The sequence below is a fragment of the uncultured Phascolarctobacterium sp. genome, from assembly GCF_958349595.1.
GTDB lineage: Bacteria > Bacillota > Negativicutes > Acidaminococcales > Acidaminococcaceae > Phascolarctobacterium.
Map to the genome: position 1 here is coordinate 14,986 of NZ_CATWDQ010000017.1, position 22,893 is coordinate 37,878.

Sequence of the window (22,893 nt, forward strand, 5' to 3'; positions counted from 1 at the left end):
AGATGGAAAGAGAAACTGCATTATGTTATGTTGATGATATTGATAGAGCAAGATTTTTTAACAGATTTAGAGGTATAGATATAATATATTTAACCAACAGTTTTACAGTATATCTATATTTAAAATTTAGATTTAAAAAAGTATTTTTACCAAAGATGGAAGGAATTTATAAATTTAGTTGTTCTAAAGATTTATCTAATACTTTAGAAATGAAGATTAATGATATTACTGCAGAGAGTGCAAAAAAATTATATACTTATTTATTTGAAACAATTGATCATATAAATGGCCAATATCATTTTGAGTACGTTATTTTGTGGAATGGTAATAAAATAGGTGATTGGGCATGTGAGGAATATGCAATCAAAAATAAAAAAAAGAAGTGTTTTTTTGAAATATCTAATATCCCCTCTAAATTATTTGCTGACCATTTGGGAACTAATAAACATTCAAGTATTTTTTTGAATCCTGAACAGCTTGATAATACTGCTGATCAAGATATTAAATCTTATGAAGATTGGAGAAAAAATTATTTAGAGCTAAAAAAAGGTAATTTTATTCTACCCCAATCTAAACGTAGAAATTTTATTATTTCAACTATTAGTGCAGTGTGTAATTTATTGGGGGGAAAAGCAGGAATTTGTATAGAAAAAAATTCTTATAAATTTATCTTTAAAAATTTTTTTAAGATAAGTAGCAAATCTCATATTAACTATGTGGATAGTTTTAAAATTGGTAATTGTAATTATGTATTTGTACCATTACAGGTTTCAAATGATACTCAGTTAGTTGTTAATAGTAATATGGGGTTGAGAGAGTTAATAAGTTTTGCATTAGAATATGCAAGAGAAAATCATTTAAAAGTTGTTGTTAAACCACATCCGGCAGAACAGGATTATAGCTTTTTAGAATACTTATGTGAGATAAAAGATAAGTGCGGAATATTTATTAGTGATAATAATACAATGGAACTTATAGAAAATAGTAAATGTGTAATTACTATTAATTCTACAGTAGGAATGGAAGCAATGATAATAGGAAAACCTATATTAATATTAGGTGATGCTATATATTCCGGGTTTAATCAAAGAAGATTGGCAACGTATATAATCAATTATTTATTAAATATCGAGTATTTTTCTGATGATTATATTGATTGGTCTTTACTTAAGCCAAGGTTTAAGTAAATGTTGTAATTATTGTTTTTATAAGGAGAAGATATATGATACCCAAAGTAATACATTACTGTTGGTTTGGAAATAATACAAAAGATGAAGTGGTAAAAAAGTGTATAGAAAGTTGGTATAAGCATTGTTCTGATTATGAAATAATAGAGTGGAATGAAAGTAATTTTAATATTAATGAAAATTACTTTGTCAAAGAAGCTTATAAAGCAAAGAAATGGGCCTTTGTTAGTGATTATGTTAGGCTCAAAGTTCTATATGAATATGGTGGTGTTTATTGTGATGCAGACCTAGAAATAATAAAAAATATTGATGACTTATTAAGATGGGGTGCATTTTCAGGATATCAAAATATTAATGAAATACCTACGGGTATAATAGGGGCGGTACCTCAAAATAAATGGATAGGATATTTATTATCGTATTATAATAATAGACATTTTATTTGTGATAAAGGCTATGATATGAGAACGAATGTAAGTATAATTACGGAAATGACAAAAGAAAAATATAATTTATTTTTTGATAATAGAATTGAAGTTTTTGGTGATTTATGTGTATTATTTCCGCAAGATTATTTATGTGCTAAAAATTCTCGAAATGGAAAAATTATTATTACTAAAAATACATATGCAATACACCATTTTAATGGTAGTTGGGTAGATAGAAATGTAAAATTTAAGCTTTTTGTGCGGAAATGGTTGAATAGAATATTTGGAGAAAAAGTAGTGGAAAAATTTTTCGTATTAAAAAATACTTATTTTAGAAAACTGATTAATTAACTAAAATTTTGGAGGTTGAAAATATTATATTATGAAAAACGAATTAATAAGTATAGTTATTCCTATATTTAACAAAAAAAAATTTTTGAAATCTTGTTTAAATAGTGTTTTAAAACAAACATATGAAAATATAGAGATTATTTTGGTTAACGATGGCAGTAATGATGGTAGTGATGAAATTTGTTATGATTACGCTAGTAAAGATAAGAGAATAATAGTGATTAATCAGCAAAATAATGGTGTGAGTAGTGCTCGTAATACAGGTATTGAAGTATCAAAAGGTAAATATTTACTGTTTATTGATGCTGATGATCAAGTTTTTCCTGAATATGTAGAAAGATTATATTTTAATTTGATAAACAGTAGCAGTGATATTATTTTTTGTAGCAGGAAAGAAGCCCTATACAAAAAAGACAGAATTAATAAAAAAATAGATTATATATTGGAATATCATAAAGGAAATATTTGGGAGGATTTTGAAAGGTTATATTATAGTAATGGTATTCCCTTTGGTGGTGTTTATTTAAAGATATATAATGCAGAATTAATAAAAAAGAAAAAATAAGATTTAAAGAAGATCTTATTTCTGGAGAAGACTATATATTTAATTTAGAATATTTTGAAAGTATAAAAACATATTGTTCAATACCAGATATTTTGTACATTTACAATATTTATGATAGATGCTTATTTGCTAAAAATGTAATAAATGAAAAGCGTATTGTAAATGATAAGAAAATATTACTTTTTACTAAATCCTATATTAGTAATCATATGTTACCCCCCCGAATACTAGTAAGTGTAATTATTGGGGTCTTGAAGGGAGTTTTGCAAGTTGTTTGTAAAGACAAGACGCTGGGAATTTGGGGAAAATATAAATTTTATAGTCAAATATGTGATAAATTGGGTATAAGAGAACAACTTGTTGGAATAAATAAGGCAATAAATAAAAAACAATTTTTAGTATTGATAAGTATAAAACATAAAATGTCATTTTTCTTTTTTATATATAATTATTTGATAATAAAAAAATATATGATAATTGATGAATAAGTAAAATTTATTACATTTATTTATAATTTTAGGTTAGTAATCTATTTATCTTAAGGACATATGTTGCGAATAGAACAAGCAAGCAAAAATATTAAATATTCTACAATTGCATATGTAATAAATAATCTACTGAAGTTTGTGGTGCGTCTTATTTTTGTTCGCTCATTGCCCATAGAGTATTTAGGTATCAATGGGTTATTTACTAATTTGCTGGCCATGTTATCGTTGGCAGAGTTAGGCGTTGGCCCGGCGATTGTTTATAGTTTATATAAACCGCTGGCGGAAAAAGATACAGAAACTGTTAAAGCTCTGATGAGGCTGTTCCAAAAGGCCTATATCGGCATTGGTATTTTTATTATAGTTGCCGGCATTTGTGCACTGCCGTGGCTGGATTGGTTTATCAAAGGAAATGCTGTTGCTGATATACACTGTTTCTATATAATTTTTTTACTGAATACTGGTGTTAGTTATTTTTATTCCTATAAACGTAATTTACTGATTGCCGATCAGAAGCAGTATATCAACAGCATTTATCAAAGCGGTGGTCAGATAGTATTGGCAGTTCTGCAAATCATTGTGTTGCTTGTATATCCCAGTTATTGGTTGTATATTATTTTGATGCTGCTGGTGACAATCGGTGAAAATTTTGCAGTGGCTAAAAAAGCTGACCAGGTTTACCCTTTTTTGCAGGATAAAGCAGTAAAAAAATTGGATAGTGGCATTAAGAATACTATTATCAAAAATGTCAAAGCTATGATCGCACATAAAATAGGTGGTATGGCAGTCTTTTCAACATCTAATCTGATTTTATCCAAATTCGTTGGGCTGGCGGCTGTTGGCTTATACAGTAATTATTATCTGGTTATCAGTGCAGTCAATAGTTTTGCCAGTCAGTTTTTTACTTCGGTAACAGCAAGTATTGGTAATTTGCTTGTGGTGGAAAGAGGAGATAAGAAAAATAAAATTTTTCGGGTTATGGAATTTACTGTCGCCTGGCAGGCGCTGATCGTCAGCTGTGGTTTTTATGTGCTTTTCAATCCACTTATCGAACTGTGGTTAGGCAAACGTTTTTTGTTTGAGAGTATTATTGTGGATTGTTTGATAGTGAATTTTTATTTGATGTATATGCGGAAGGCTGTGAATACTTTTAAAGATGCCAGCGGCTTATATTGGAATGACCGTTATAAGCCGTTAGCAGAAGCCGTGATCAATTTAGTTGCATCTGTGTATCTTACTATTCATTACGGCGTTATCGGCGTTATTTGGGGCGGCATCATCAGTACGCTATTGACCTGTTTTTGGGTAGAGCCATATGTTTTATTTAGGAACAGTATTGAGATCAAACTGAAAGACTATTTTAAGGATTATTTTAAATACGCTGTTGTGACTTTGCTAACAGCCTTTTTCAGTAAGTGGCTGTATAACCAATTGTTTAGTGAAATTACTATCATTAACTTTGTGCTTGGTGTGGTTTTGTGTTTGGTTGTTACTAATGCGGTGTGGATTCTGGTTTTCCGAAAGCGAGAGGAAATGGTTTATCTGCGTGATATTGCCAGGGATAAGTTTGGCATGAAATTTTTGTAGTTTTACAGGAAAATTTTGAATTTTATTTTCGCTGTTGGTATGTAGTACAGATCGCTTTTAAGATGGCTGCTAGTTTATTAGTGCTGAACTATTGCTGGCAGGGACAGAAAGTAACGGCAGGCATTAAAAATGAAAGTGCGATTTTTAACAAAGCTTTTAACAAAGCCTCTGTGTGTTAAAACGCTTGATACAGGCTGTGAATGGAATTTGTTAGGGAAAGCAGTACATGGTAATCAACAAAGGTTATACATAGTGAGTACAAAGCTATTACAAAGACTTTACACCTAATAAGAAAGATAAGAAGAATGAGAAGGAAAAGAAGTTTATTTAAAACTCACTTTTCTAAATTTGTTTATATAAGGAAGTAAAATACGATGTATATCAAGCGTCATTTAGAAGCGACAATTGAAAAGTTAAGCGGCTGCTGTAAGGTGCTGCTGGTTACGGGACCACGGCAGGTGGGGAAGACTACTTTACTGCGCAAACTGGCCGAAGGCAACCGGACTTATGTGACTATGGACGACATCAATGTGCGCAGTCTGGCGATGACGGAGCCGGGGCTGTTTTTACAGCGTTATAAGCCGCCGCTTTTGATCGACGAGATCCAGCTGGCGCCGAAGCTGCTGCCGTATATCAAAATGTATGTGGATGAACACGGTAATAATGGCGATTTTTGGCTGACAGGTTCTCATGCTTTTGATTTGATGGAGAATGTTACAGAAAGTCTGGCTGGCAGGATCGGTATCGTGCAGCTGTTAGGGTTCAGCCATGCGGAACTGGCTGGACTGGAGGCGGGCGCTTTTGTGCCAGAAGAAAAGTTTTTGCTGCAGCGGGCGCAGGAAACAGAGATACTGCCGATGCGGGACTTGTTCGAGCAGATCTGGCGCGGCAGTATGCCGGCGTTGAACAATGCTTCTGAGCAGGACTGGAACAACTATTATTCTTCTTACGTGCAGACCTTTCTGCAGCGTGATGTCAGGGCGTTGACCCAGGTCAACGATGAGCTGCAGTTTTACCGCTTTTTATGTGCGGCAGCCAGTTATACAGGCAGCATGGTCAATTATGCGGCGCTGGCTAAAGAAGCCGAGATCACCGCGCCGACAGCGAAACAGTGGCTGAAAGTATTGGTGGCGGCAGGGCTGGTCTATTTACTGGAGCCGTTTATGCATCCAAATTTAAAATATGCTGTTAAAGCACCGAAGGTATATTTTACGGATACAGGATTAGCGGCTTATCTGCTGCGCTGGAGCAATGCCGAGATATTGGAAGCTGGCGCCATGTCAGCCAGCTTTTTAGAGACCTGGGCGGTAATGGAGATTTATAAGAGTTTCAGTAACTGTGGGCAGGTGCCGCCGCTGGGGTATTATCGTGACTTTAACAGCCGTGAAATAGAGCTTGTACTGAACTTGGATGGCAAGGTGCATCCTCTGGCGATCCGCAAAAGTTCTAATCCGGCAAAAGAGACGAAAAAGTTTGATATGCTGCAGCCGGTAACAGAAGGGGAACATGCTTTGCAGTTGGGAGAGGGTGGAGTGATCTGCTTTGCGAGTGATCTTTTGCCCATAGACGCCAAAAACTGGTATATACCGGCTGGACTGCTGTAAAAACTGTTAGTAGATAGCTGAAGGAATAACCTTTGCTGATTTTGAATGTGATGTTCAAGGCAGCAGAGGTTATTTTATATTGCTGCTAAGATAACCGCCTGTTTATTGCCGGGGAAATAAATGGGCTTGAACTTAAAAATAACTGTGCTTTTGTCTTTGCCGCAGGTGTAGTATAATAAAAACATCTTTTAAAGAAAATGAGGCAGAAAATGCAATATAAGGAAATAAAACAGGGATACTTTCTTGCGCGGCCTAATCGTTTTATCGCTCATGTCGAGCTGGACGGGCAGGTAGAGGTGTGCCACGTGAAGAATACCGGGCGCTGCCGCGAACTTTTGACGCCGCGGGCGGTAGTGTATGTGGAGTGTCACGACGATCCGAAGCGTAAGACAAAGTATTCGCTGATTGCAGTAGAAAAAGGCGGGCTGCTGATCAATATGGATTCGCAGGCGCCGAACAAAGTGGTGGGCGAGTGGCTGCAGGGCGGCGGTTTAGTGCCTGATATCACATTGTTGAAACCGGAATGCAAGCATGGTACATCGCGTTTTGATTTTTATGTAGAAACACTGCAGCAGAAGCTGTTTATTGAAGTAAAGGGCGTAACGCTGGAGGAAAACGGTATAGCCATGTTCCCCGATGCACCGACGGAGCGGGGAGTCAAGCATTTGGACGAGTTGGCGCAGGCAGTGCAGGAGGGTTATGCTGCCGCGGTGATTTTTGTGATCCAGATGCGCGGGGTGACCTGTTTTAAGCCAAATAGGCGCACCCATGCGGCTTTTGCCGAGGCTTTGCTGCGGGCGCAGCAGGCCGGGGTACAGGTGCTGGCTTATGATTGTAAGGTAACGCCGGACAGTTTGGTTTTGGGTGAGCCGGTTCCCTGCTGTCTTTAAGTAGCTGGAGCTGCTGTAACAGAAATTTGCTGCTGTGCCTGCTCAAGGGCGGGCATCAGCATAATAAAAAGAACGGAGCAGATTATGAGAGAATATACTAAGTTTTATATTACACCGAAGGGCGAAAGAGCAGCCCGCAGTGGCCATCCCTGGGTCTATGCTGAAGAAATCACCAGGATCGAAGGCGAATACCAAAACGGTGATCTGGTCGATGTGGTAACAAACAAGGGCAAATATCTGGGCACCGGGTTTGTCAACGACCATTCCAAGATCAGGGTGCGCCTGATTTCGACCAATACCAACGATAAATTTGACGCTGATTTTTGGGAAAGGCGTTTGCGTTATGCGATTGACTATCGGCGTACGGTAATGCCGGGTGAAGATTTTAAGTGCTGCCGTCTGATTTTTGGCGAGGCCGATCATTTTCCCGGTTTGACAGTGGATAGGTTCAACGATATTCTGGTGGCGCAGACTTTGTCGCTGGGTATAGAACTGCGCAAAGAGCTGATTTTTAACTTGCTGTATAAGATCTTACGTGAACAGGGTGAAGAAATCAGGGGTTTATACGAACGTAACGATGTAAAGATCCGCCTGCTGGAAGGTATGGAAGAAAATAAGGGCTGGTTTGCGCTGGCCGAGGCCCCGGAACCGGGCGAACCTCTGACAGCGATCGTTGAAAACGGGATCAAATATAATGTAGATGTGGAGAACGGCCAAAAGACAGGCTTCTTTTTGGATCAGAAGTACAATCGCCAGGCAATCGCCAAAATTGCCAAAGGCAAGCATGTACTGGACTGCTTTACCCATACAGGCGCTTTTGCCCTGAATGCGGCGGCGGGCGGCGCTGCTGCTGTAACAGCTGTAGATATTTCGGCCGAGGCAGTGCAGATGACGGACGCCAACGCCTCTAAAAACGGCTTGGATAAAGTCGTTAAAGGCTTGAAGGCCAATGTTTTTGATCTGCTGTCTGAGCTGGTCAATAATAAGGCCCGGGAATATGATTTTATTATTTTAGACCCGCCGGCGTTTACAAAATCAGGCAGTACAGTCAAAAACGCTATTCGCGGTTATAAAGAGATCAATTTGAAGGCGATGAAGCTGCTGCCTCGCGGAGGGTATCTGGCGACCTGTTCCTGCTCGCATTTTATGAAGGAAGAGCTGTTTGTGCAGATGCTGCATGATGCTGCGGCCGACGCCAACGTACAGCTCCGGCAGATCGAGGCGCGCCAGCAGTCGCCGGACCATCCGATTTTATGGAACGTGCCGGAGACTTATTATTTGAAATTTTATATTTTCCAGGTAGTTTAAGGTGTGTTTGGGAGGGCAGAAAAGATGCAGATGCAGCAGTTATTGGAAGCTATGATCGCTTATATGGGCGGCGATGCACGCCGTATCCAGCATTTTATCAAGGTACATGCTCTGGCGCAGCTGCTAGGACGGCAGGAGCAGCTGGATGACAGGACGCAGTTTATTTTAGAAACGGCGGCGCTGACACACGATATTGGCATCAAAAACGGCGAGGCGAAGTTCGGCGCTGGTAAATGCAGCGGTAAAACGCAGGAGCAGGAAGGCCCGCCGGTAGCAGCAGAGATGCTGGTAAAGCTGGGCTTTGCTTCTGATGTCCGCGAGCGGGTCTGCTATCTGATCGGGCATCACCACACGTATACCAATATCGACGGCTTGGATTATCAGATTTTAGTGGAAGCGGATTTTCTGGTGAATTTTTACGAAAATGGAATGAGCCAGGCGGCTATTAAAACGACCTGCGAGCGAATTTTTAAAACAGAAGCCGGTATCAGACTGTGCCGTCAGATGTTTGGTATTTAAAGAACGTAGTAAACCGGTACCTGTCTGAATGAAACGGGCAGGTGCTTTTTTTGAGTTGAATACACAGCAGAAGTTACAGAAACCGGCACGAAAAATGGAACAGACCCTTAGGCAGCGGTGTATACCGGCTGACCATAAGGGTCTGTTCGCTATGTTAAGGAGAGGGGAACGCTTATTTAGGTGCCGTCAGATATTTGTCAATGGCGGCTGCGGCTCCGCGTCCTTCGGCAATGGCCCAGACTACCAGGCTCTGGCCGCGGCGGGCGTCGCCGGCGGCAAAAATACCTGGGATCGAGGTCATATAATCATTATCATTGGCCGCAATAGTATTGGCCGCTGATCTGGTAAATTTAAATTCATCAAATAACAGTGTTTCGCTGCCGGTAAAGCCCATTGCCAGCAGTACCAGCTGGGCAGGAACTGTTTCTTCCGTCCCTGCTATCTCAACAGGAACCAAACGGCCGTCCTGTCGTTGCCAGTCGATCTGGCACAGGCGCAGCTTGTCGACTTTACCGTTTTTGCCGATAAATTCCTTGCTCATGATGCAGTAATCGCGCGGGTCCTGGTGGTACAGCTCGAAGGCTTCTTCCTGTCCGTAATCAGTTTTGAAGATACGCGGCATTTCCGGCCAGGGGTTATCTGCGGTACGGGAATGGGGCAGGCAGGGCATGATCTCGATCTGTTTTACGCTTTTACAGCCCTGCCGTATAGCGGTTGCTACACAGTCGGTGCCGGTATCGCCGCCGCCGATGACGATAACGTCTTTCCCTTTGGCGGAGATCGCTTTTTTATCCTTGAACTGGCTGTCCAAAAGGCTTTTCGTCACGCTGTGCAGATAGTCCTTGGCAAAGTAGATGCCCTGCAGCTCGCGGCCTAGGACAGGCAGATCGCGCGGTACGGTACTGCCTGTGCAGAGGGCGATTGCGTCGAACTGTTTGAGCAGCATTTCCGAAGAAACTTTGTGCCCGATTTCGCTGTTCAGCTCAAATTTGATACCGGCGTCTTCCAGTAGCTTGATGCGCCGTTCAACCAGCTGTTTATCCAGTTTCATATTGGGTATGCCGTACATCAAAAGTCCGCCGGCGCGGTCGGCCCGTTCGTAGACGGTGACGCTGTGGCCGGCCTTATTGAGCTGGTCGGCACAGGCCAGCCCGGCCGGACCACTGCCGATGACGGCAACTTTTTTGCCGCTGCGGATCGCTGGGAGGTTGGGTTTGACGTAACCTTCTGCAAAGGCTGTTTCGATGATATATTGTTCAAGATTACGGATGCTGACCGCACTGCTGGCCAGGCTGGCGCTGCAGGCTCCTTCGCAGGGAGCGGGACAGACGTGCGAGGTGAATTCCGGGAAATTATTGGTTTTATTCAGGCGGGCATAGGCAAAATGGTCCAGCCCCTGATAAACGAAGTCGTTGAATTCCGGCATCAGGTTATGCAGCGGACAGCCTGATAAGGCCTGCCCCAGCAGCACGCCGCTGTGGCAGAAGGGAATGCCGCAGTCCATACAGCGTGCGGCCTGTTTTTGCAGTTCCTCTTTATGCGGCAGGCTGCTGGTTTTGATCTCGTCCCAGTCCCTGATGCGTTCCTGAGGCGGGCGCAGCGCAAGCTCCTGCCGTTTGTAATCCATAAATCCGGTCGGTTTACCCATTATGCCTGCACCTCCTCAAATACTTTGATCGTCGCTTCCTGCTCGCTCATACCAGTTTGCAGGTAGGCGGCGACTTTTTCAGTAACGCGTTTATAATCTTTGGGAATGACCTTGACAAATTTTCTGACGCAGCTGTCCCAGTCCGCCAGTATTTGGCGGGCGATGCTGCTGCCGGTGTATTCTGCGTGCTTCAGGATCATTTTCTGCAGCTGCATGATGTCGTTGATTTCCTGCAGCGGCTCCAGCAGCACGATTTCTTTGTTGCAGTAGCCGGCAAAGGTAGCGTTTTCGTCGAAAACGTAAGCAATACCGCCGCTCATGCCGGCAGCAAAGTTGCGGCCAGTTTTGCCCAGAATGACGACTGTGCCGCCGGTCATATATTCACAGCCATGATCGCCAACGCCTTCGATAACGGCGTTGACGCCGCTGTTGCGGATACAGAAGCGTTCACCGGCAATGCCGGAAATATAGGCTTCCCCGCTGGTGGCGCCGTAAAAAGCTACGTTGCCGATAATGACATTCTCGTGCGGGTTAAAAGTTGCTTCGGCAAAGGGATGGATGATGATCTTTCCGCCGGAAAGTCCCTTGCCGACATGGTCGTTGGCATCGCCTTCCAGACGCAGAGTGATACCTGGCGGCAAAAAGGCTCCGAAGCTTTGTCCGGCTGAGCCTTTGAAATGCAGCCGGATCGTATCCTCCGGCAGTCCGTCCAAACCGTAAAGACGGGTGATCTCACTGCCGAGGATAGTGCCGACGACGCGGTCGGTATTTTTGATCGGCAGAGTGATATCGACCTGTTTTTTACCAGCGACGGCAGTTTTACAGATCGCCAGCAGCTCCCGGCAGTCCAGCGATTTTTCCAGCTGGTGGTTTTGCTCGGTCGTGCAGACCTGGCTGGTGCCCGGTTCCACCTCGGGCTTATACAGCAGCGGCGACAGGTCCAGATTTTTATTTTTCCAATTGCGCTGCGGTTTTGCCAGCAGCACTTCGGTGCGGCCAACCATTTCATCGATACTGCGGAATCCCAGCTCGGCCATGTATTCGCGTACTTCCTGAGCAATGAAGTGCATAAAGTTGACGACGTATTCCGGTTTGCCTTGAAAGTTTTGGCGCAGCTTCGGGTCCTGGGTGGCAACGCCCATAGGGCAGGTATTCAGATTGCAGACCCGCATCATCACGCAGCCCAGGGCGATCAGCGGCGCTGTGGCAAAGCCGAATTCTTCGGCGCCAAGCAGGGCGGCAATAATTACGTCGCGTCCTGTCATCAATTTACCGTCGGTTTCTAAAGTCACACGGTTACGCAGGTTATTGAGCAGTAGTGTCTGATGGGTTTCCATCAGACCCAGTTCCCAGGGCAGGCCGGCGTGGTTGATGCTGGTACGGGGCGAAGCACCGGTACCTCCGTCATAGCCGGAGATCAGCACCACGTCGGCGCAGGCTTTGACGACGCCGGCGGCGATGGTGCCAACGCCGACTTCGGAAACCAGCTTGACGCTGATTTTAGCACGGGGATTGGCATTTTTCAGATCGTGGATCAGCTCGGACAGATCTTCGATCGAATAAATATCGTGATGTGGCGGCGGTGAGATCAGGCCGATGCCTGCTGTAGTGCCGCGGCATTCGGCGATCCAGGGATAAACCTTGCCGCCGGGCAGCTGACCGCCTTCGCCGGGCTTGGCTCCCTGGGCGATCTTGATCTGGATCTCGTCGGCGTTGACCAGATAGTTGCTGGTAACGCCAAAGCGCCCTGAAGCAACCTGCTTGATAGCGCTGCGTTTGCTGTCGCCGTTTGGCAATGGCTGGAAGCGGGAAGGATGTTCGCCGCCTTCCCCCGTGTTGGATTTGCCGCCGATACGGTTCATGGCGATCGCCAGACACTCGTGGGCTTCCTGACTGAGCGAGCCGTAGCTCATGGCTCCGGTCTTGAAGCGTTTACAGATACTTGCGGCCGATTCTACCTGTTCGATAGGGATCGGTAAACGCTGCGGTGTAAAGGTCAGCATACTGCGCAGATTCTGGTTGGCAAAAGCACTGCTGTTCAACTCGTTGGAGAAATGCTTGAACATGGCGTAATCGTTTTTGCGGCAGGCCTGCTGCAGAGCAAATACAGTCTGCGGGTTGAACATATGCCGTTCGCCGCCGCTGCGCCATTGATAAACACTGCCAGAGTCATAACTGCACAGGTCGGGCGCCGTAGTTTTAAAGGCCGGCAGATGCCGCAGCTCTACTTCTTTGGCTATCGCTTCTAACCCTATACCTTCCAGACGGGAAGGAGTACCTGTAAAATATTGTTCGATGACGCCGCTGCTGATACCAATAGCTTCAAAAATTTGCGCGCCGCGGTAGGACTGTACTGTGGAAATACCCATTTTGGAAAGGATCTTGGCGATGCCGTGAGTACAGGCATCGATATAATTGGCGGTGGCCTGCTCGACTGTAACGCCGGTGATCATACCATTAGCACACATTTCCTCGATCGTTTCAAAAGCCAGATAAGGATTGATACCGCTGACGCCATAACCAAGCAGCAGTGCGAAATGATGTACCTCGCGCGGCTCGGCTGATTCAATAATAATGGAAGCTTTGAGCCGGGTGCCGTTACGGATCAGGTGGTGATGCAGGCAGGCCCCTGCCAGCAAGGCCGGGATACCGGCCATTGTTTCGTTCATTTCCCGGTCCGATAAAATCAAAATACATTTATCCTGAGCGATCAGGGTGTCTGCCTGGTCACATAAGCTTGCCAGAGCCTTTTTGAGTCCGGCGCCGCCTTCGGCAACAGGATAAAGCATGGGCAGCGTGGCAGCCTGGAATTTAGGCTGCTGGATATTTTTGAGCTTGGCCAGCTCGATATTGCTCAAAACAGGCGATTCGGCCGAAATCTGCCGGCAGCTGTCGGGCTGCGGGTCGATCAGGTTTTTCTCCGGACCGATACCGCTGGTAGTATCGGTAAATACTTCCTCGCGAATAGCGTCGATAGGCGGATTAGTGACCTGGGCGAAAAGCTGTTTGAAATAGTTGTATAAAAGCTGCGGTTCTTCTGACAAAACTGCCAGCGGCGCATCATTGCCCATAGCTCCCAGCGGGTCGATGCCTTTAGTCGCCATCGGTTTCAAGAACTTAGTCAGGTCTTCCAGCGTATAGCCAAAAGCCAGTTGCCGGCGCAGCAGGGTGTTGGGATCGGTTTTAGGCAGTTCGGTAGTCAGTTCGATATTCTTTAATTTGATGAGGTTAGCGTCCAGCCACTGCTGATAAGGCTGTTCCGTAGCTATTTTATGTTTGATCTCGTCGTTGCCGATGATGCGTCCGGCTACTGTGTCGATGACCAGCATCCTGCCCGGCCGCAGACGGTCTTTTTTGACGATGGTCGCCGGGTCCAGATCGACGACGCCTACTTCCGAGGCCAGTACGATCGTATCGTCCTGGGTGATATAATAGCGGGAAGGACGCAGGCCGTTGCGGTCCAGTGCGGCGCAGATAGTACGACCGTCGGTAAAGGCCATGGCCGCAGGACCGTCCCATGCTTCGATCAGGGAATTGTGGTATTCAAAAAAGGCTTTCAGATCCGGGTCGATATGGGGATTTTTGCCCCAGGGTTCTGGAATCATCATCATTACGGCATGGGGCAGGCTGCGCCCCGACATAACAAGGAATTCCAGACAATTATCGAACATCCCTGAATCGGAACCTGTTTCATCGATAATGGGCATGATATCTTTGATCTTGCTGCCCCAGAGGCTGTTGCTGCACATGGTCTGCCGGGCGCGCATCCAGTTGATGTTGCCGCGCAGGGTGTTGATCTCGCCGTTATGCATCAGATAACGGTAAGGATGGGCACGCTCCCAGCTGGGGAAGGTGTTGGTGCTGAAACGGGAATGGACTAAAGCCATAGCTGTTTCTACGGCATTGTCCTGCAGATCGGAGTAAAAAGAACTCAGCTGCTCCGTTGTCAGCATGCCCTTATAAACGATGGTCCTTGAAGAAAGACTGGCAATATAAAAGTATTTACCGCCGCGCAGAGTGCCGTAGCGGATATGGTTTTCAGCCTGTCGGCGGATGCTGTACAGCTGCCGTTCAAAGGCATTATCGTCGATGCTCAGCCTGTCAATGATCTGCGGGCTGGCCTTGATAAAGACCTGGGCCATAAACGGCTGGCTCTGGCGTGATTTTTCCCCTAAAACGGCAGGGTCGACCGGCACGTTACGCCAGCCCAGGATTTCCTGACCGCTGGCAGTGACGATATTTTCAAAATGACGCTGGGTATTTTCTCTCTCTACAGCGTCAGGCGGCAGGAACATGAAGCCGACTGCATAATGGCCCGGCTGCGGAAGCTCCAGATCAAGCTTGGCACATTCTTTGACAAAAAAAGTGTGCGGCAGCTGCAAAATGATACCTGCGCCGTCGCCGGAGTTCATATCGGCGCCCTGACCGCCGCGGTGATCCATGTTGCGCAGCACTACTAAGGCCTGCCGCAGGATCTTGTTGGATTTACGGCCTTTGATGTTGGCGACGACGCCCAGACCGCAGGCGTCATGTTCGAACCAGGGGTCATAAAGTCCCTGCTTGGGCGGTAATGAAGTATACATGTGATTTTCCCCTCTCAAAGCAAATTATATCTGTATACAGAATTGCAATGCTAATTATAAAATATGCAAAAAAGAAATGCAAATTGTATACATTATTATTTTTAGTGTTTATATAAAAGAACAAAATGCTGTAAATTTTGAACAAAAACAGCTGCAGGGCAAACTGGTGCATGAAAAAGACAGAATATTGAAATGTTTGTGAAAAATCAGCGGAAGCGGCTTTTACACTATACAAATTTTATTTAATAGTGTAATATTAGATACTGTAAGAAGAAGTTTCTTGCAGATAGGGGAGATAAAGATGAGTAAAGCAACAAAATTTGATGAATTTTTAAGTTCCAATAATATCAACTGTTTTGCCAAAGAAGAAATCGATAATGAGATGCACAGTATAGTTTACCGTGCTCACATGGAAGTCAGCAGTCAAAATCTGCCGACGATGATCGTACTGGACGACAGTATCTATACGATGATCCAGGTGCGCGTGGCGGCAGGCGTGGTCAATGGCGGCAACCGTGAAGCCGTTCTGGCACATCTCAATGAACTCAATAAAAAATACAAAGTCTTTAAATATTATGAAGGCGATAACGGCGACATTTGTCTTGACAGCTGTATCACAACGACTGACGAAGGCTTTGAAGCGCCCATCATCCACACGGTGATCGATGTTATCTTAAAACATCTTACAGAAGAATATCCTGTCCTGATGAGTAAAGTCTGGGGCAAATAATTTATCATTATAAATAGCAATGAAGCTGTGAGGCCTTAGGTCCCGCAGCTTTTTTGTAAGGAGGAGCACACACAGTGAACAAATTGGGCTTGACTACTGAAGAAGCAGGCAAAGCACTATCCGAACATGGCAATAATGCCCTGACGCAGCCACCGCGCGAAACCTTTTGGGATAAGCTGTGGGAGAATTTTAAAGACCCGATCATCCGTATCCTGATCCTGGCGCTGCTGGTCAACGTCGTTTTTGTGTACATGGGCCACGGCGACTGGATCGAGACTATGGGCATATTTCTGGCTATTATTCTGGCGACCTTTGTTTCTACTTATTCTGAGTACAGCAATGAAAACGCATTCCAGAAACTGCAGGAGGAGGCCAGCCGCATCCGCTGCAAGGTTTGGCGTGACGGAGAGCCCGTAGAGCTGCATATCGATGATATCGTCGTAGGCGATGCGGTAATTCTGGAGGCCGGTGATAAAGTGCCTGTGGACGGTATTTTGCTGGACGGCGACGTGAAGCTTGATCAGGCGGCCCTGAACGGTGAAAGCAAGGAAGCTCATAAACTGATCGCGCCGCCTGCTTTTGAGTGGGGCGACGGAACGATCGATTTTCTGGATGAGCATAAGTTGTTCCGCGGCAGCGTCGTTGTGGAAGGACAGGGCATCATGCAGGCTGTCAAGATCGGCGACAATTCTATCTACGGTCAGCTGACCCAGGAGCTGAAGGATGATGAACGTGACAGCCCGCTGAAATTGAAGCTGAAAGGGCTGGCTCACCAGATCAGCCAGTTCGGTTATGCCGGCGGCGTGCTGATCGCTTTGGCAGTCATGCTGCACAAGGCCTGGCTCTACGGTGATTTCGGCGCTTATTTTGCCAATACGCCGCTCTTGTTGTCCGATTTAGTGCAGGCTGTTATTTTGGGTATCATCATCATCGTTATGGCGGTACCGGAAGGACTGCCGCTGATGATAGCTATCGTTTCCTCGCTGAATATGAAAAAAATGCTGCGAGACAACGTCCTCGTCCGCAAGCTGGTCGGTATCGAAACTGCCGGCAGCCTGAACCTGCTTTTTACCGATAAGACTGGTACGATCACCAAAGGCAAGCTGGAAGTCGTACGGTTTATTACCGGCGACCGTCAGGAATATCCTGCTTTTGATGTGCTGCCAGCCAAGCTGAAAGCTTTTACTTATCAAAACGTGGTGCTCAATACCTCGGCCGCTGTTTCGGATGGTGCTATGGTCGGCGGTAATATGACTGAACGGGCGCTCAGTAACTATGTAGGCAGTTACCGCATGGAAGAAGTGCTGCACCGTGACAAATTTATTCCCTTTAACAGCGCCAACAAATATTCCTGGGCGGCAGTCAGTGGTAATAGCGAGCGTTATTGTCTGGCTAAAGGCGCTCCGGAAAAACTGATTTTACAAACCAGCCATTACTGGGATGCGGAAGGCAACCGCCGTCCGCTGACCCCGGAAATGAAGAAAACTCTGGACGACAGGATGCTGGAACTGGCTGCGGACGCGATCAGGATGCTGGCGCTCTGCACCTATGAAAGCGACATCGAAGGTGACGCTTTGCCGGCAGACGGTTTGACTCTGGTAGGCGTACTCGGCATCCGCGACGAAGTCCGTCCTGAGGCTGTCGAAGCGATCGCCGAAGTGCAGGATGCAGGCGTACAGATCGTTATGATCACCGGTGACCGCCGCGAGACAGCTGTAGCGATCGCCAGAGATGCAGGCCTGCTGCAGCGTCCAAACGAATTAGTCTGGACCTCAGCCGAGCTGGCAGAGATGAGTGACGAACAGGTCAAGCTGGAGCTGCACAAGCTGCGCGTTGTCGCCCGTGCCCTGCCGATGGATAAATCCCGGCTGGTGCGTCTGGCGCAGGAGATGAACCTGGTCGTCGGTATGACTGGCGACGGCGTCAACGACTCGCCCGCACTCAAAAAAGCTGACGTAGGCTTTGCTATGGGCAGCGGTACCGAAGTAGCCAAGGAAGCGGGAGATATCGTGATCCTCGACGATAACTTCCTCAGCATCAAACAGGCGATTCTGTACGGACGTACGATCTATAATTCTATCTGTAAATTTATCGTCTTCCAGCTGACGATCAACTTCTCAGCTGTGGCGATCAACTTTATCGCGCCGTTCATCGGTATCGAAAAACCGCTTACCATTACGCAGATCCTCTGGATCAATCTGGTTATGGATACGCTGGCGGCTCTGGCTTTCGGCGGCGAGCCGGCACTGGAAAAATACCTGCGTGAAAAGCCCAAAGACCGCAGTGCGCCGATCGTCAGTAAAAAAATGCTGTCTACCATTACCATGGGCGGCGTGTATATGACCTTTATCGCGATCCTCTTTTATAAGAGCAGCTATATCGATCACCTGTTCCGCAACGCTCCCGACCACATCTACACCTATACGGGCTTCTTCTGCACGTATATCTTTATGGCGGTCGCCAATGGCTTTAATGTGCGTGTTTCCGGGCTGAATCTGCTGGAGCATATCGATAAAAATAAAGGCTTCCTCAATGTTATGGCTCTGATCGTGGCGATCCAGGTACTGCTGACCTATGTCGGCGGCCGGATACTGCGCACAACGCCGCTGAATCTGCATGAATGGAGCGTAGTTATTCTGTTCGGTCTGTCGATGATCGTAGTCGACCTGCTGCGCAAGGGCATTTGCCAAATGCTGGAGAAAAAATAAAAGCCACCACCTCAAATATAGTTTATAAAAAATAGGAGTGATGACTGTATGGATCCTCTCGGATCTGTCAAAGAAGTATTGATAGTTGTTGTTTTGATTTTAATGAACGGCCTGCTGGCCATGCTGGAAATGGCGCTGGTTTCGGCGCGTAAAAGCCGGCTGGAGCAGCTGGCTGATGAGGGAAGCAGCAAGGCTGCGTATATTTTAAAGCTTGCCCAGGAACCGACTGAATTTTTGTCGACGGTGCAGATCGGCATCACACTGGTCGGCATCGGTACTGGCGTCTACAGCGGTGCCATGCTGGCGGCGCCTTTGGAAGGCCTGCTGCGTGAGATCAGCGTGCTGCGGCCTTATGCCGGCGTTGTGTCGTATACCTTCGTCGTGGCGCTGGTCACCTATCTTAGTCTGGTCTTAGGCGAACTGATACCGAAAAAAATGGCGCTCAACAATCCGGAAAAGGTTGCTATGAGCTTTGTCGGCTTTATCAAGGTCATTATCGCCGCGTTCAAACCGCTGACTGTTTTTCTGAGCGTTTCGACCAGGTTCTTTCTGAAGGTGCTGGGTCTGAAACCCAGTGATGAACCGCCGGTGACGGAAGAAGAGGTGCGCGTACTGCTGGAGCAGGGGCGAATGCATGGCGTCTTTAATGTTGACGAGCAGAAAATGATCGAAAACATTTTTGAGCTGGACGACCTGCGTGTCAGTGAGATCATGACGCCACGCACCAAGATAAGCTGGCTGGACGCTAATGAGCCGCTTTATAAGCATCTGGAGGTCATTGCGGAAAAACAGTATTCCTGTTATGTAGTAGCCGAAGAAGATTTAGAGCATGTATTGGGCGTAGTTTATACAAAACGCTTTCTGGCAGAAGTACTGGGCGCTACTGGCGCTTCACTGCGCAGCTCTGTGCAGCAGCCGCTGTATGTGCCCGAAGGTATGTACACCCAAAAGCTGCTGGATATGTTCAAGGATACACGGATCAAAGTAGCGCTGGTCATGGACGAGTTCGGCGGACTGGCCGGTATGGTCACACTGCGTGATATTATCGAGCATCTGGTCGGCGATCTGCCTTCCTATGACGAAGATTTCAAGCAGGAGATCGTGGAGCGTGAAGACGGCAGCTGGCTGGTAGACGGCTTACTGCCCGTCAGCGAATTTAAAGACTTTCTTGATCTGGACGAGCTGCCGCTGGAAGAAAAAACGGGCTTCAACACTGTGGCCGGTTTTGTGGTTACCAATATCGGTCATATTCCGACAGCAGGTAACTACTTCCTGTGGAATGGTTACCGTTTTGAGGTCGTCGATATGGACGGGACCCGCATCGACAAAATACTGGTCGTAAAAATGCCGGAAGAGGAAACGGCAGTGACGGATACAAAGGATTAATAAGCTAAACAACAAAGCCCCGGCCAGTGGCCGGGGCTTTACTTTTAAGCAGCAGTTATTTTTAAAATTTGAGAGAGGCGGCACGTTCTAAAAAGCCGCGCAGGATATCGCAGGAAGAGTCAAATTTAGCCTGTTCTTCGGCAGTGATCTCGACTTCTAAAATTTCTTCGACGCCGTTTTTGCCGATCACGCAGGGCACGCCTGCGGCAACATTGTGCTGCCCGTATTCTCCGTGCAGGGCGATCGAGCAGGGCCAGACCAGTTTTTGGTCGTGGAAAACAGCGCTGATGAGCATTTTAGCTACATTGGCGATACCGAATTCAGTGCAGCCCTTGCCGTCGATTTCAATATCACCGGCTTTTTTGACCTGCGCCTGCAAATCGTCCAGACTGACGGCTGCCAGTGCCGGGCACTCGTCGCGCAGCTGCAGGAATGGCTTGCCGCCAATAAAAATGCGCGACCAGACGATAAAGCTGGAATTACCATGCTCGCCCATACAGAAGCCCTGGATCGAGCGGCGGCTGTAACCGGTGACTTTACTGAGTACCCGCAGCAGGCGGTAGGTTTCCAGACTGGTGCCGGTGCAGAAGCAGCGGGCGGGCTGCCAGTTCATCTGGCGGCGGATATATTCGCAGATAATATCAGCAGGGTTGGAAATGCTGATCATGATACCCTTGAAATCGACCTGTTTGAGGTGGGAAACTACTTCGTTGGCCATTTTGATCGAATCGTCAAACATATCCAGACGGGTTTCGCCGGGACGGCGGCTGCGGCCAAAGGCCATGACCATGATGTCGGCGTCATTCAGTTCCTCGTAAGCGCCGGCTCGGATATGTACGTCTTTGCCGCACAGCGAGCCGCTGACACAGTCATCCAGGTCCAGTGCCTGAGCGGCGGCTTTTTCTTTCAGAATGTCGATCAATACGATATCGTCAGCCTCACCGGACTGGATCAAAGCCAGTGCCACGTGCGACCCGACATGGCCGGCACCGATAATAACTACTTTACGGGTCTTGAACATAAAAATTCCTCCTCAAAATAGATTTGAGTATACTGTTAAGTATAGTATACAGCGCCGCAGAAAGAATAACAATCACAAAAAGAACGGCAGTTTTGCTGCCGTTCTTTTTAATGCCGGTAATTATTTGTTATTGGATCGCGCCGCCGGAAACAGTACCGATGATCTCGATATCTTTCATGGTAGCTTTGTTAGCTTCGGTAACTTCCTCGGCCAGTACAGTAAAGTCGGCCCATTTGCCGGTCTCGATCGAACCGAGCTTATCTTCCAGATGCAGCAGCCAGGCAGCATTTAAAGTGATGCAGCGCATGGCTTCGTCGGCGGTTAGGCACTGGTCTTCGCCATAAACCTTGCCGCTGATGCCGGATTTACGGTTGCAGGCACACCAGGCGGAGAAGAGCGGATTGACTTCAGTGATCGGATCGTCAGAATGAACGCCAAAGCGTACACCGTGGTTGATCGCACTGCGCATCGGTTCCATCCGTTTGACCTCATAAGGTCCTACAGTGTATTGAGCATGCACGTCGCCCCAGTAATACAAATGGTTGGCAAAGAAGTTAGCGCCGATGTTCAGGTCATGCAGGCGGGCCAGTTGATTTTCGGTAGCCAGCTGTACATGTTCGACAGTATGACGGTAAATAGTGGTGGGATTTTCTTCACGCAGGCGTTGTACGACGCGCAGTACCTGTTCGGTAGCGCCGTTGCCATTGGTATGGATAGAAACGGAATAACCGTGGTCTTCGCACTCTTTGATCATAGCCATCAAAGTATCGTCGTCATAGATCAGCTTGCCGTTTTTAGCGCCGCTGTAATATTCTTTGTTCAGCAGATTGGCAGTATAGCCTTGAATAGAGCCGTCTGCCAGAATTTTGGCATGGTTGAAAATGAAGCGGTCAGTCTCGATCTCCTGACGCAGTTTCTGCAAACCGTCCCAGCCGTTGAAAGGAGTTTCCATATTTTTGCTGTAGAAGGGTTCTACGGCAAAACGTACAGGCAGAGTTTCTTTGTTCAAGGCTCTGGTATAACCTTCGGCAGCTTTAGGAGTCAGGAGGAACCCGAAAGCCTTATCAGCGATGGTAGTACAACCGTTGTGTTTAGCCAGCTTGGCGATATAGCGGGTAGCTTTTTCAGCAGTGTCTGCGGCGTCGCCGTCGATGCGCATGCCGCCTGCTTTCAAAACGTAAGCCATAAATTCCGGTTCTGCTACGTTGCCGTTGCAGGTACCGTCGGCATAACGGCCAATGTTGTCATCATGGATAGCGTCCAGATCGGCCAGTTCGATCGCTCTGCTGTTGACCGTCATCAAATGTCCGGAAGCATGGTTCAGGCAGATGGGTATCGTGCTGGAAACCTGGTCGAGCCACTTGCTGTTGATGTTTTCCAGTTTGGCGTCGCCCAAAATCAGCGGGTCGATACCATAGACGTTCAGCCAGTGCTGGTCGTTATATTTGCCGGGATTTTTAGCAACGATCTCGCTCAGTTTTTCGATGATAGCTTCCGGTGTACGGCAGCCTCTGGAGATCTCGCCGTCAGCGGTATGGCGGTCAAAGTAGCCGACATAAGCGTAATTCATATTATATAAGCCGCTTTGCTGCGCATGCATATGTGCTTCAATGAAGCCTGGGTACATAACGTTGTTGATAAAAGTATCATTGATCTGATAAGTGATGCCGTTCGCCCTGCAGAAAGCTTCGACGTCGATGAAATCGCCGACTGCGATGATAATGCCGTCAGCTACAGCTACACATTCAGCCCAGGGCATTTGTTCGTTCATGGTAACGACTTTTTTGGCACGGAATACAGTTACCTGTTCTTTACCGGTATAATTTTTGGCAAAATCGGCAGCTACTTGAAAATTTGTGGACATATACATAAGATCACCTCATTGTTTAATAT

At 46.5% G+C, this 22,893-nt stretch carries 15 protein-coding genes; 11 read left to right on the plus strand and 4 right to left on the minus strand.

Annotated elements, in window-relative coordinates; all coding sequences use genetic code 11:
- Positions 1-2 precede the first annotated feature (2 nt).
- The 8 genes from Q4G98_RS10485 (at position 3) to Q4G98_RS10520 (ending at position 8,924) form a co-directional block, all read left to right on the plus strand.
- Positions 3-1,187: a hypothetical protein gene (locus Q4G98_RS10485; protein ID WP_301961969.1), complete on the plus strand. Its 1,185-nt coding sequence runs from the start codon at positions 3-5 to the stop codon at positions 1,185-1,187.
- A gap of 35 nt (positions 1,188-1,222) precedes the next feature.
- On the plus strand, positions 1,223-1,966 hold the full coding sequence (locus Q4G98_RS10490) for a glycosyltransferase family 32 protein (RefSeq protein ID WP_298563025.1): 744 nt from the start codon (positions 1,223-1,225) through the stop codon (positions 1,964-1,966).
- Positions 1,967-1,997: 31 nt separating this feature from the next.
- The gene (locus Q4G98_RS10495) at positions 1,998-2,531 is read left to right on the plus strand and encodes a glycosyltransferase family 2 protein (protein WP_298563027.1); all 534 of its coding nucleotides are present in this window, start codon (positions 1,998-2,000) and stop codon (positions 2,529-2,531) included.
- 548 nt (positions 2,532-3,079) lie between these two features.
- Positions 3,080-4,603, plus strand: coding sequence for a lipopolysaccharide biosynthesis protein (locus Q4G98_RS10500; RefSeq protein ID WP_298563028.1), 1,524 nt, complete (start codon positions 3,080-3,082; stop codon positions 4,601-4,603).
- A 374-nt stretch (positions 4,604-4,977) separates the two neighbouring features.
- Positions 4,978-6,207 (plus strand): ATP-binding protein, encoded by a 1,230-nt coding sequence (locus Q4G98_RS10505; RefSeq protein ID WP_301961970.1) that lies wholly within the window; start codon positions 4,978-4,980, stop codon positions 6,205-6,207.
- A gap of 209 nt (positions 6,208-6,416) precedes the next feature.
- Positions 6,417-7,097: a DNA/RNA nuclease SfsA gene (gene sfsA, locus Q4G98_RS10510; RefSeq protein WP_177559105.1), complete on the plus strand. Its 681-nt coding sequence runs from the start codon at positions 6,417-6,419 to the stop codon at positions 7,095-7,097.
- 84 nt (positions 7,098-7,181) lie between these two features.
- Positions 7,182-8,405, plus strand: a complete 1,224-nt coding sequence (locus Q4G98_RS10515) for a class I SAM-dependent rRNA methyltransferase (protein ID WP_177559108.1) — start codon at positions 7,182-7,184, stop codon at positions 8,403-8,405.
- Positions 8,406-8,429: 24 nt separating this feature from the next.
- Positions 8,430-8,924: an HD domain-containing protein gene (locus Q4G98_RS10520; protein ID WP_301961971.1), complete on the plus strand. Its 495-nt coding sequence runs from the start codon at positions 8,430-8,432 to the stop codon at positions 8,922-8,924.
- 172 nt (positions 8,925-9,096) lie between these two features.
- On the opposite strand, the gene Q4G98_RS10525 is transcribed toward Q4G98_RS10520, so the two are convergent.
- Entirely contained in the window at positions 9,097-10,572 is a 1,476-nt protein-coding gene (locus Q4G98_RS10525) for a glutamate synthase subunit beta (protein WP_298563037.1), read from the minus strand.
- The gene (gene gltB / locus Q4G98_RS10530; protein ID WP_301961972.1) at positions 10,572-15,155 is read right to left on the minus strand and encodes a glutamate synthase large subunit; all 4,584 of its coding nucleotides are present in this window, start codon (positions 15,153-15,155) and stop codon (positions 10,572-10,574) included. The genes Q4G98_RS10525 and gltB overlap by 1 nt, the downstream gene beginning before the upstream one ends.
- A gap of 301 nt (positions 15,156-15,456) precedes the next feature.
- Here gltB and Q4G98_RS10535 point away from each other — a divergent pair, with 301 nt between their 5' ends.
- The 3 genes from Q4G98_RS10535 (at position 15,457) to Q4G98_RS10545 (ending at position 19,979) form a co-directional block, all read left to right on the plus strand.
- Complete coding sequence (locus tag Q4G98_RS10535) at positions 15,457-15,885, plus strand: histidine kinase (protein ID WP_177559120.1); 429 nt, start codon at positions 15,457-15,459, stop codon at positions 15,883-15,885.
- Between the two features lie 74 nt (positions 15,886-15,959).
- The gene (locus Q4G98_RS10540) at positions 15,960-18,593 is read left to right on the plus strand and encodes a calcium-translocating P-type ATPase, PMCA-type (protein ID WP_298564126.1); all 2,634 of its coding nucleotides are present in this window, start codon (positions 15,960-15,962) and stop codon (positions 18,591-18,593) included.
- A gap of 48 nt (positions 18,594-18,641) precedes the next feature.
- Positions 18,642-19,979, plus strand: a complete 1,338-nt coding sequence (locus Q4G98_RS10545) for a hemolysin family protein (RefSeq protein ID WP_298564129.1) — start codon at positions 18,642-18,644, stop codon at positions 19,977-19,979.
- 61 nt (positions 19,980-20,040) lie between these two features.
- On the opposite strand, the gene Q4G98_RS10550 is transcribed toward Q4G98_RS10545, so the two are convergent.
- On the minus strand, positions 20,041-21,000 hold the full coding sequence (locus tag Q4G98_RS10550) for an L-lactate dehydrogenase (RefSeq protein WP_298564131.1): 960 nt from the start codon (positions 20,998-21,000) through the stop codon (positions 20,041-20,043).
- A 127-nt stretch (positions 21,001-21,127) separates the two neighbouring features.
- Positions 21,128-22,870, minus strand: coding sequence for an amidohydrolase (locus Q4G98_RS10555; RefSeq protein WP_301961973.1), 1,743 nt, complete (start codon positions 22,868-22,870; stop codon positions 21,128-21,130).
- Positions 22,871-22,893: the final 23 nt, after the last annotated feature.